The sequence below is a fragment of the Brevundimonas sp. RM1 genome (assembly GCF_052907225.1).
In genome coordinates, this window is the sequence record NZ_JBRERY010000037.1 from 1 (window position 1) to 10,945 (window position 10,945).

The 10,945-nt window shown below is 62.5% G+C and carries 10 protein-coding genes, 1 tRNA gene and 1 pseudogene; 8 read left to right on the forward strand and 4 right to left on the reverse strand.

Annotated features, from left to right (window positions below; genetic code table 11):
- The first annotated feature begins 31 nt into the window (after positions 1 to 31).
- Positions 32 to 108 (forward strand) — tRNA-Lys (locus ACU5AP_RS15455).
- Positions 109 to 655: 547 nt separating this feature from the next.
- On the opposite strand, the gene ACU5AP_RS15460 is transcribed toward ACU5AP_RS15455, so the two are convergent.
- A complete protein-coding gene (locus ACU5AP_RS15460; protein WP_446681477.1) occupies positions 656 to 1,174 on the reverse strand; it encodes a DUF6932 family protein in 519 nt (172 codons plus the stop codon).
- A gap of 52 nt (positions 1,175 to 1,226) precedes the next feature.
- Between ACU5AP_RS15460 and ACU5AP_RS15465 the strand changes: the two genes are divergently transcribed.
- From ACU5AP_RS15465 to ACU5AP_RS15480, 4 genes are all read left to right on the forward strand, one after another.
- Positions 1,227 to 1,622, forward strand: coding sequence for an SDR family oxidoreductase (locus tag ACU5AP_RS15465; RefSeq protein WP_446681478.1), 396 nt, complete (start codon positions 1,227 to 1,229; stop codon positions 1,620 to 1,622).
- Positions 1,623 to 1,733: 111 nt separating this feature from the next.
- Positions 1,734 to 2,027: a putative quinol monooxygenase gene (locus ACU5AP_RS15470; protein WP_062106251.1), complete on the forward strand. Its 294-nt coding sequence runs from the start codon at positions 1,734 to 1,736 to the stop codon at positions 2,025 to 2,027.
- A gap of 463 nt (positions 2,028 to 2,490) precedes the next feature.
- Positions 2,491 to 3,630, forward strand: a complete 1,140-nt coding sequence (locus ACU5AP_RS15475; protein WP_446681479.1) for a glutathione-independent formaldehyde dehydrogenase — start codon at positions 2,491 to 2,493, stop codon at positions 3,628 to 3,630.
- A gap of 31 nt (positions 3,631 to 3,661) precedes the next feature.
- The gene (locus tag ACU5AP_RS15480; protein WP_313635286.1) at positions 3,662 to 4,231 is read left to right on the forward strand and encodes a type 1 glutamine amidotransferase domain-containing protein; all 570 of its coding nucleotides are present in this window, start codon (positions 3,662 to 3,664) and stop codon (positions 4,229 to 4,231) included.
- Positions 4,232 to 4,488: 257 nt separating this feature from the next.
- On the opposite strand, the gene ACU5AP_RS15485 is transcribed toward ACU5AP_RS15480, so the two are convergent.
- The gene (locus ACU5AP_RS15485; RefSeq protein WP_446681480.1) at positions 4,489 to 7,149 is read right to left on the reverse strand and encodes an excinuclease ABC subunit A; all 2,661 of its coding nucleotides are present in this window, start codon (positions 7,147 to 7,149) and stop codon (positions 4,489 to 4,491) included.
- A gap of 830 nt (positions 7,150 to 7,979) precedes the next feature.
- Positions 7,980 to 8,177, reverse strand: a complete 198-nt coding sequence (locus ACU5AP_RS15490) for a LysR family transcriptional regulator (protein WP_433934019.1) — start codon at positions 8,175 to 8,177, stop codon at positions 7,980 to 7,982.
- A 243-nt stretch (positions 8,178 to 8,420) separates the two neighbouring features.
- Between ACU5AP_RS15490 and ACU5AP_RS15495 the strand changes: the two genes are divergently transcribed.
- The gene (locus ACU5AP_RS15495; RefSeq protein ID WP_446681481.1) at positions 8,421 to 9,155 is read left to right on the forward strand and encodes a cytochrome c oxidase assembly protein; all 735 of its coding nucleotides are present in this window, start codon (positions 8,421 to 8,423) and stop codon (positions 9,153 to 9,155) included.
- Positions 9,152 to 9,886 carry a cytochrome b gene (locus ACU5AP_RS15500; protein ID WP_446681482.1) on the forward strand — a complete coding sequence of 245 codons (735 nt, stop codon included), beginning with the start codon at positions 9,152 to 9,154 and terminating at the stop codon, positions 9,884 to 9,886. The genes ACU5AP_RS15495 and ACU5AP_RS15500 overlap by 4 nt, the downstream gene beginning before the upstream one ends.
- Here the strand turns inward: ACU5AP_RS15500 and ACU5AP_RS15505 are convergent.
- Positions 9,879 to 10,334 (reverse strand): annotated as a pseudogene (locus ACU5AP_RS15505) (c-type cytochrome); the annotation flags it as partial. The gene ACU5AP_RS15500 and the pseudogene ACU5AP_RS15505 overlap by 8 nt on opposite strands.
- 214 nt (positions 10,335 to 10,548) lie before the next feature.
- Here ACU5AP_RS15505 and ACU5AP_RS15510 point away from each other — a divergent pair.
- A complete protein-coding gene (locus ACU5AP_RS15510; protein WP_446681483.1) occupies positions 10,549 to 10,926 on the forward strand; it encodes a c-type cytochrome in 378 nt (125 codons plus the stop codon).
- The last annotated feature ends 19 nt before the right edge of the window (positions 10,927 to 10,945 follow it).

Here is a 10,945-nt window from a genome sequence, read left to right on the forward strand (position 1 = left end):
TATGTTCCGCGCCTCTTCGCAAACGCGATGTGCGCCCCTAGCTCAGTTGGTTAGAGCATCTGACTTTTAATCAGAGGGTCCTCGGTTCGAGCCCGAGGGGGCGTACCATTTTTCTTCTTTAAAAACTGGTGCTTGGCTAGCTCTACTTTTATTGCCAGCTCGCAAAATTGGTTTTTGGGGCACAGATGGGGCACAGCTAGACAAGTTTCGCTCCGGTGTTTCAGGCGTTGTCAGCGCTGCCCACAAACGCAGCTTATCGTTGGTCAGGAGCCGACACAGATGTCAGCTTCGCGTTTGGAGCCCATAGCGACTTGTGACTCGTTACGGACGTTGGTAGAGGCCGCTTAGGGGGCTATGGCCCAGTGAAACCCTTGGTAGAACCGAGAACTCTAGACTCAGATATAACTCTGGTCCTTGAGTCTCAGGACAGTCTCGACGCCTTCTCGATGGCTACGCTGCGGCCATTCCCACCGCGTGCTTTTAAAAAACCGGGTAGGCCCTGGAAGGCTTCTAATCCGAGACTCGCCGTTTGATTGTTCGCTCACCAGCAGAACTTCAGAAACATCGCTGCAGTCCTGACCAATACCCGCGCGCGAAATACGGGCGAGCAGCCTGTGCTCCTCGCAACATGCGGTGCGGCATCACGGGACGCCGGTCAGGTCGACGTAGATGGGCGCGCGCCGTACCTTCCGGCTGGATTTCTCCATTGCATAGAGAATGGAGAAGAAGGCCGTAGCGCGAATGGTGATGAGAGGTCGACATCGATCGGGATCATGCGGCAGTCGATCCGGCCGTTCCGCTTCGCGTCACGTTCGAGAGTCGCGAGCCTGTGACCAGCGCTGCCGGTCGCACCAGCGACATAGTAGATCACCACGTCGATGTCCTCCGGGGTCGCGTTGGATCGATCGGCAAAACTCCCTCCGATCAAGAGCGCCATCGGCTTGACGCCGATCCCTCGCGTTTTGGCGATGACACGCTCGAGATTCTGCACGAGGCGACGCCGCTGCTCCGAGAAGGCCCAATCCGCTTCGAGATCGTTGAACCTCGCGTGGAAGGGATAGGTATTGAACGGCGTGGCCGTGTCGCCATCGTCTTGGGGGAACAGTGGAAAATCCTGGGCCCGAGCGGTCCGATAGGAATCTGCCAGGCGGCCTCGCGCATCCGCCCCGGTCATCTGGCGCCCGGGTCGGAAACCGATGGGTCGGCAGGAGACAAGGCCCCGCCGGATGAAGCCCTCTCGCGGCGATCAAGGCGGTCGGCGCCGCCCTGCTGCCTCACGAGGCCTCGCCGATCAGACGGGATTTGAAGACGACGACCGATCGCAGGTCTTCGCACCAGGCGGCACGGTCTACTCCGGTACCAAGTTCGCGGTCAGCGCGATCAGCGAGGGCTTGCGCCACGAGGTGGGTGAAAAGGTCCGTGTCACGTCGATCGAGCCCGGAACCGTCGAAAGCGATTTGAAGTTCACGACGTCTGGCACGGCAGCCGAGACGGTGCTCGACTTCTACAAGCAGGCCATCCCAGCGGCATCGGTGGCGCGTGCTATCGCGTTCGCTGTCGAACAACCTGATGACGTCGACGTCAACGCGATCGTCATCCGGCCGACCGCACAGCAGTTCTGATTTCGACGAGGAGGCGGGGCCGCGTGTGCTCCGCCTCATGGGGAACGTACCGGCCCGCTCGTCCATTACTCTGCCGAATGATATCTGTCCGTTTAACTTGAGGAGTCGATAATGCCCAAACTCGCGCTGTACGTGCCACTGAAGGCCAAACCCGGTAAAGAGAGCGATGTCGCCAATTTCCTGACCTCGGCATTGCCGCTCGTTCAAGCCGAGCCGGGCACTCTGACCTGGTATGCGATCGAGGAAGGTCCCGGTGCGTACGCGATCTTCGATACGTTCGACACAGAGGAGGATCGGCAGGCCCATCTTGACGGCAAGGTTGCCGCCGCGCTGATGGAGAAGGCGGAAGAACTCTTCTCGGAACCGCCGCAGATTCACAAGTTCACCCTGCTGGCCGCGAAATAGCGGAGCGGTCGGCACACCAAGCTGCCGTACGACCTGCACGATTAGGGTCGCCTGCCGCCGGGAATGGACGGCCCGGCCGGCTCTGGAACTAAATAGAAGAATACGACAGGCCATCCGCGATAGTGGATGGCCTTGTCTTTTGCACTTATCCTGCCTTTTGATGCTGCTGTTGATAAGTCGGCGTTGATGTGTTGCGTTATCATGGCGCCGTTGGTTTCGCAGGAACTTCTTGAGGTCATCAATCTGCCGCTTTTTTAGATCGTCCTGGCCCAGGCAATCGAAAAGCCGCCGTAAATCGATCCGAGAACTGCCGAACGGGAAGGAACCGCTCAGGCATCAGGCGGTTTAGGAGACAGACATCGGTTGGAAAGATGCGATGCTATGCGGCTTTGCGCTGGTCCGGATCATCAGCAAGCTCTCGATTTGATGACGCCCAGAGCAGAGCTACAAAAGGAGAAGATCCGTGAAAGCTGTCGTGTACAACGGGCCCAAAGACGTTTCCGTCAATACCATCGATGATCCCAAGATCGAAAAGCCGACCGATGTTATCATCCGGCTGACCACGACCAACATTTGCGGGTCCGACCTTCACATGTACGAGGGCCGTACCAGCTTTGAGAAGGGCAGGGTCTTCGGTCACGAAAACCTTGGCGAGGTCATCGAAGTCGGCGCTGCCGTAGATCGTATCAAGAGGGGCGATCGCGTCTGCATGCCGTTCAACGTCGGTTGCGGGTTCTGCGAAAATTGCGAACGCGGTCTGACGGGTTTTTGCCTCACGACCAATCCTGGAACCGCCGGCGCAGCGTATGGCTTTGCCGAGATGGGGCCGTGGCAAGGCGGTCAGGCCGAGATGATGCGCGTACCTTATGCCGACTTCAATTGCCTGAAGCTGCCCGAGGACGCTGAGGAGAAGGAGGATGACTATGTCATGCTCTCCGACATCTTTCCGACGGGTTGGCATGGCGTCGAGTTGTCGGGTTTCTTGCCCGGCGAAAGCATCGCGATCTACGGCGCTGGTCCGGTCGGTTTGATGGCCGCGCACTCCGCGGAAATCCGCGGTGCCGCTCAGATCTTCGTGGTCGATTCCCACGATGATCGCCTGAAGCTGGCCGAGGCGATCGGCGCCATCCCGATCGACATGCGCAAGGGCGATCCCGCCCAGCAAATCCTAGATGCAACCGGCGGCCTCGGGACCGACCGCGGGGTCGAGGCGGTCGGATACCAGTGCTGCGATCGCCACGGCAAGGAGCGCAGCAATTACACGATGAACTGCCTCGTCAAAAGCACGAAGGCCACCGGCGGCATCGGCGTCGTCGGCGTGTTCATTCCGGAAGACCCGAATGCGCCAGACGATCTCCAGAAGGAAGGCAAGATGGCGTTCGACTTCGGCAACTTTTGGTTCAAGGGGCAGAAGATCAGCACCGGGCAATGTAATGTAAAGCATTATAACCGGCGGCTGATGAACCTCATTAAGCATGGCCGGGCCAATCCTGCTCAAATCATCTCGCACCGACTGCCGCTCGATCAGGCGCCAGACGCCTACAAGCATTTCGATGCGCGCGATGATGGATGGACAAAGGTGGTGCTTAAGCCGACCACCTGACCGTAGTCTTCAACGGAATAGGGAATAGATTATGACGTTAGAAGGCAAATCAGTTGCCGTTCTGATCGCGCCCCGCGGGACGGAAGAGCCAGAATTCTCGAAGCCCAAGCAAGCTATCGAGGAGGCTGGCGGCAAAGTGACCGTGGTCAGTTTTGAAGCGGGCGTGGCTCGCACAGTCAATAGCGACCTTGACGAGGGCGGCAGCTATACTATCGACAAGACGTTTTCCGATGTCAAAGCCGACGATTTCGACGGACTAGTTGTGCCCGGAGGGACGGTCGGTGCCGACAAGCTGCGCGGCAGCGCCGAGGCAATTGATTTCATCCGGGCTTTTTTCGATCAGAAAAAACCGGTTGCCGCGATATGCCATGCACCCTGGACATTGATCGAGGCGGGCGTGCTTAAGGGTCGCACCTTGACGTCCTACCCGACGCTGAAGGTCGATATCGAGAACGCCGGCGCTACATGGACCGATGAGGAGGTCGTGCTCGACAACGGCCTTGTGACCAGCCGCGACCCCAATGATTTGCCCGCCTTCTGTGCCAAACTCGTAGAGCAAGTCGCGGCAGGTGTGGGCGCAGGGCTCGCAGCAGGGAATTAAGACGGGGCGTTTCGACGAACCATGTGAGGGCTCTCTCCCTGGAGAAGGTCCGCACAAAGCAAGCGTGGCGGATGGCCAACGATTGGCCGTCCGCCACGCCGCGTATCACACGAACACGGCGCATCCGACGGGCACTCAAACCCTTAAGCCGCGTTAACCCCGGTGACACCTCGCCGGCTCCCGCCTCCAGATCTGATCCATTCCAGCGTGTGGTCGAGATGCATCTGATCGAACATGCGTTCGTCCATATTTACGACCTACAGCGCCGCTTTGAGATAGGGGGCGGTGAGACTGCCTTCCGCTTCCGCAACGACGCCAGGGACACCGCTGGCAACGATACGGCCGCCATCTTCCCCGGCCCCCGGTCCCAGATCGATGATCCAATCCACCTGCGTGATGGCGCGCATGTCATGTTCGACGACTACGACCGTATTGCCGGCGTCGACGAGGCCCTGCAGGTGTTGCATCAGCCGGTCGGCATCGGAGGGGTGAAGCCCCGAAGTTGGCTCGTCCAGGATGTAGATCGTGTTGCCGCGCTGGGCGCGTTGCAGTTCAGTCGCCAGCTTGATGCGCTGCGCTTCCCCGCCAGACAGCTCGGTCGCCGGCTGTCCGAGCCTCAGATAGCCAAGACCGATCTCCCGCAACACTTCGAGGGAGCGCATCACAGATGCCTCGCCAGCGAAGAAATCGCACGCATCGTCGACCGTCAGTTCGAGCACCTGGGCGATATTGCGCCCGTTCCATTCGACTTCGAGTGTTTGCGGGTTGTAGCGAGAGCCGTGACAGGTCGAGCAGGGCGCAAAAACGCTCGGCAGGAAAAGCAGCTCCACCATGACGTATCCCTCGCCCTCGCAAACAGGGCAGCGGCCTTGCGCGACGTTGAACGAGAACCTGCCCGGGCTGTAGCGCCGCCGGCGGGCGAGCGGCGTATCAGCGAAGATCCGTCGCACATGGTCGAACATGCCGCTGTAGGTGGATAGGTTTGAGCGCGGCGTGCGGCCGATCGGTTTCTGATCGACCCGCACCAGCCTGCGAACATGCTCCATGCCCGCGATAATGCGTCCTTCAGTATCGTTCTGAACAACATCGAGCAGCGGATCGATATCCTCCTCCGCGGCCACGGGGGAGCCGCCGAGGTGTTCCGTGACAAGTTCGGGCAGAGCCTGACTGACAAGACTGGATTTGCCCGATCCCGAAACGCCGGTGACAGCGGTGAAGCAGCCGATGGGAAACTCGACGTCGAGACCATGGAGATTGTTCCGCCTGATCCCTTCCAGGCGTAGCCATGCCTTGGGATCGCGCGGTGTGCGCTCACTCCGAAGCGGCTCTGCGAACAGGTAGCGTCGGGTGATCGAAGTTTCGACGTCGGCAAGCCCCTCTATCGGCCCGCTGTAGAGGACTTCACCGCCCTTCTCCCCGGCTCCTGGCCCGACATCGACGAGCCATTCCGCGCGGCGGATCACGTCGAGATCATGTTCGACGACGAACAGGGAGTTGCCCGCCGCCTTGAGACGCTCGAGGATAGTGAGCAAGGCTTCGCCATCTGCCGGGTGCAACCCCGCCGAAGGCTCGTCAAGCACATAGACCACGCCGAAAAGCTGTGACGACAATTGGGTGGCAAGCCGCAAGCGCTGCAGCTCTCCGGAGGAGAGCGTCGGCGTGCTGCGGTCGAGCGAAATGTAGCCAAGGCCAAGATCGATCAGAGGCTCGAGCCGCTCGATCAATTCGCAGGCGAGGCGTTGGGCGGCGATCCGCTTCTCGTCGGAGAGATTGGGCGTACGGCGCACGTCGGGCGCGCTCTTGTGCGCAGAGCCGCCCGCCGCAATCCGTTGTTCGACCGCTGCATCGCGGACCGCTTTTTCCAGAACATGGCCCTTTGAGGTGTCGGAGACTGCCCCATATTCGCCATGCGCGACGGGCATCAGCAAGTCCTTCAGCTTGAGCACCGTCAGGTCGCCGAACTCGGCAATGTCGAGGCCGGCGAATTTGACCGACAGGGCTTCGCGCTTCAGGCGCTTGCCGTTGCAGGTCGGGCAATCGCGGCCGATGATATATTGCGAGACGCGCTTCTTCATCAGCGCGCTTTTAGTGTTGGCGAAGGTTTCCAGCACATAGCGGCGCGCGCCGGTGAAGGTGCCCTGGTAGCTCGGCTCCACGCGGCGCTTGAGCGCCGTCCGGGTCTGTTCGGGCGTCAGACCCGCATAGACCGGCACCGTCGGCGCCTCTTCCGTGAAGAGAATCCAGTCGCGATCCTTTTTCGGCAGGTCGCGCCACGGCGTGTCGACGTCATAGCCGAGCGAAACGAGGATATCGCGCAGGTTCTGGCCATGCCAGGCGGTCGGCCAGGCGGCGATCGCCCGATCGCGAATGGTGAGGCTGTCGTCAGGAACCATCGTCTCTTCGGTCGCGTCATACACGCGGCCGATGCCGTGGCAGGTCGCGCAGGCCCCCGCGACCGTGTTGGGGGAGAAATCCTCCGCATAGAGCATGGGCTGATGGCGCGGATATTCGCCGACGCGGGAATAGAGCATCCGCACCAGGCTGGAGAGCGTCGTCACGCTGCCGACCGAGGATCGCGCGTTGGCCGAGCCGCGCTGCTGCTGCAACGCGACCGCAGGCGGCAATCCGTCGATCGTGTCGACCTCCGGCACGCCGGCCTGGTCGATAAGGCGACGGGCATAGGGCGCAACCGATTCCAGATAACGCCGCTGGGCTTCGGCATAAAGGGTGCCGAACGCGAGCGATGACTTGCCCGAGCCCGATATGCCGGTGAACACCACGAAGGCGTCACGCGGTACATCGACGTCCACATTTTTTAGGTTATTCTGGCGCGCGCCGCGAACCTGCACGCAAGCGGGCGGTCCCGCATGCCCATGATCGGTGGCGGGCGTCGTCGCGTGTATATCCCTGTCCTTCAATTCGGTCTTCCTGCCATATCCGCCCGTGCGGCCCGTGGTTCATTATGGTCGGGGTAACAGATGAATGCATTTCCGACTCAATACATCCAACGGCCAGGCTGGCTCGATGTTCGGAACCTTTGAAATATTTTTCCAGCATGAGACAAAGGTTACGACAAAACCATTTTTCCCGTTGGGTCGCGCGAGCAGGCCACACACACTCCGCTGGTAAGCGCCTGGGCCAGGCGGCCCTGGTCCGTGCCGCATCGGCATGTAGCGATTGCACTTCGGCGGTTGTTACCGCATCGCGACACGTTGCCAGTTGCCAGAGCGCGCTTCATCATGGCCGGGGTCGGGCCATGATGACGGCTGGCCTGTCAATCCGAGCGCCTAGCGCCGCGTCTTAGAACGCGACTGAACGGTCGATGTTGGCGGCGTCGAGAAGAGGGGGAAGAAAATGCCGTCACCCCAGATAACCGGACTGGTCATCCGGAACTTCCTCGATGACTGGTGTTGCCAGAGGCGCCTGGGATCGGCGGGTCAGTAGTGAATGACCGTGCGGATCGACTTGCCTTCGTGCATCAGTTCGAACGCCTCGTTGATCTCCTCCAAACCCATGGAGTGGGAATGATTCAGGCCTGTCTGGAGCTTTCTACAACGCTTGAGAAAGCGCTGATAAGTCACTGATATAAAAATCAAGTCTGACGAAACCCTCCGAAGCCTCTCGGAGGGTTTCGCTTTTGGAATGACGGGATTCCCGACGGTCTCGCTGCCGTCGCCGCCTCTGCTTCGGTGGCAGCGAGCAATCTTTTCAGATTGGGTCGCGTCATCAACACCTGAGATTGTCGGCCTCAGCCGAGCGGCGGGGTATGCGCTTTAGGCATAGGGGGCTGCGAAAGATGCGTTCGACGTCGTGTAAAGCCTTGTGTCACCGTGGCCTCCAGGTCCGCCTCTAGGGTTTGGACGCTGCGGCTCAGCGCTGACTGGCTGAGGCCCATTGTCGCCGCCGCTCGCGAAATAGCTGCCGTGTCGATCGACCGCCACCACATGGCGAAGACGGCTGATGCGGCGGATGGTGTGAGCGGGCATTTGTCCTCCTAATGGCGAAGGGATGCCTCGGCATCGTCAACCACGATGATCATGATCCACTTCTGTCCGATCAGCCTGTCTCCTCATAGAGAACGGTTTCTATCTCGCCCGTAAGCAGCCCGAATCCGGGCTCCGCCTAGGAGGCGCAGGTCCGGCGTGATCCGGCTCAGTGAACCGTCGCTGCAGGCAGGCGTTGGCTCAGGATGGTCGATGCCGTCTGGACACCTTATTGCGGGCCCGCGCCCGATCCGGCCGAGGCGCTGAGCCGCTGGAACGGCGACTTGATGCTTTGGGCCGTTCTGATGGCTGTGACGGTCGCGGGGCTGGTTCTGCTGCGCGGGCCGGACAAGGGGCGCTACGCGGCCGCGATGGCGGTGCTGGCGATCGGCTTCATCTCGCCTCTGTGCGCGCTGAGTTCGGCCCTGTTCACCGCACGAACCCTGCATCACCTTTTGCTGGTGCTGGCGGCGGCGCCCTTGCTGGCCCTGTGTCTGCCCCGGCTGAATCGGCCGCGTCTGGCGGCGGCCACCGCGGTGCAGGCGGTCGTATTCTGGGCCTGGCACGCGCCCGGACTCTACGCCCAGGCTCTGTCGCATGACGGGATCTATTGGCTGATGCAGTTCAGCATCCTGGGGAGCGCCGTCTGGTTCTGGGCGGCGGTGCGCAGCGCCAGGGGCCATGCGGCCGTGGCCGCTCTGTTGGCGGCCATGCTGTTGATGGGCCTTCTGGGCGCCCTGATCGTGTTCGCGGGTCAGCCGCTCTACGCCCCGCATTTCGCCAGCACCTTGGCCTGGAGCATGACGCCGCTGGAGGATCAGCAGGCGGCGGGCCTGATCATGTGGGCGCCGGCGGCGGCGGCCTATCTACTCGTCGCCTTGTGGCGTCTCAACGGGCTGCTGAAGACGACGGACAGGCCAGCGGGCGGGGCCGCCGCATGATCGACCGGTTGATCGCCCAGGCGCTGGAATGGGCCGCTGGTCATCATGATGAGGGACGCTATTCCCCCGTCGCTATCTGGTTTCATTGGATCATGGCGGGTCTGGTCTTCTTTCAGCTCGGTTGGGGCTGGTGGATGGGGCGGCTGCCCGTCGGGGGCGAGAAGGTGGCGGCCTATGAGGTCCACTTCGCCGTCGGCATCCTGATGCTTCTGCTGGTGATTGGCCGCTTGACATGGCGACTGGTCGCGCCGGATCTCATCAACGACGCCGACAAACCGGGCTGGGAGAGCGCGGCGGCACGGGTCACCCATTTTGTCTTCTACATCTGTCTGTTCGGCCTGCCGCTGTCGGGCTGGGCGATGATCTCGGCGACGGCGAGGGACACCAAGCTGGCGGCGGCAGGCTTCATTCCCTGGCCGCTACTGCCGATGCAGGATCTGTCCAACCGCCAGCTCTGGGCGGTGGAGGCGGCTGCGGAGTGGATGCACTGGGGTCTGGTGATGGCCCTGTTGCTGATGATCCCTATCCACGCGGGGGCGGCGCTCAAGCACCATCTGATCGATCGGGACGACGTGTTTCACGCGATGCTGCCGGTCGCGCCGCAGCTGCAGCCGAAACGGTCGCGCTGGCAGAGGCGCTGGCGCGCCCTGGAGAAGCGGGTCGCGTCGACAGCCAGGCGGCTATGGAGCGGGCTTCCTCTTTCGTCAGCCGCTGGACGGCGGCGGCCATGACCCCGCGCGGGTCGTTACGGCGTTGGCCGGACTGCCAGCGGTCGATCTGCTCCAGGGTGTAGGCGGTCGGCTGGCCGCTGACAGAGGGCTGGCCTTCGCCCGCGCCCTGTCCCTCGACGCCGTGACAGCTGGCGCAGGCGACAATGCCCCTTGCCGCGTCCCCTGTTAGCCAAAGCGGAGGTGGAGCGGCCCTGGAGACAGGGAGCGCCGGCGGCGGAAGGCCGGCGTACCATGCCGACACCTCCCGGCGGGCGTCCTGATCCAAACCCCTGGCCACGCGGGTCATCACGTCGTCGGGGCGGAGGCCGCTGGCGTAGTCCTCCAGCTGCTTTTGCAGATAGCCCTGATCCAAGCCGGCCAAGCGCGGCGACGAGACGCCGTCGCCTTCGCCGTTCAGCCCGTGACAGGTGAAGCAGGCGTTGCCCGCGCCGCCCGCGCCGCCGCCCATGGCGATGACCTGGCCGGAAGCCTGGAACGCGCGGTCGGTCGCGCCCGGCGTGGTGTCGCAGGCGGCGAGGGCTAATCCGACCAGGGCGAAGGGCAGGGCGCGCACTCTGACCCAACACCGGCTTAACGGCGACGGTTCCGCGGAACTCCTGGCGATGCGGCGGATTGGTTCTGGCGAAGCTGGGAAAGGGGCCCGATGCGATCATGTCCGGACCATGCGTTTCATAGGGGCCGCCTTGACGGCCTTGGGCCTGCTGGGGCTGGGCGCCTGTGCGGACAAGGCCGACGCCCCGCGCGCCCTGGCGGGGACCGACCCGGCCGAGGGTTTGCGCCTGATCCAAAGCCGCGGCTGCGCCGACTGCCACGCCATTCCCGGCGTGGCCTGGCCCCAGGGGCGGACCGGCGGATCGCTGGCGGGCGTCGGGGCGCGGCCGATGATCGCAGGGCGCCTGCCGAACCAGCCTGCGATCATGGCCGCCTTCGTGCGCGACGCGCCGTCGCTGCTGCCCGACACCGGCATGCCGCCCATGCCCCTGAGCGAAGCCGAAGCCCGCGACATAGCGGCCTATCTCTATACGCTCGATGACGACTGAGACGCCGGACATGCTGGGC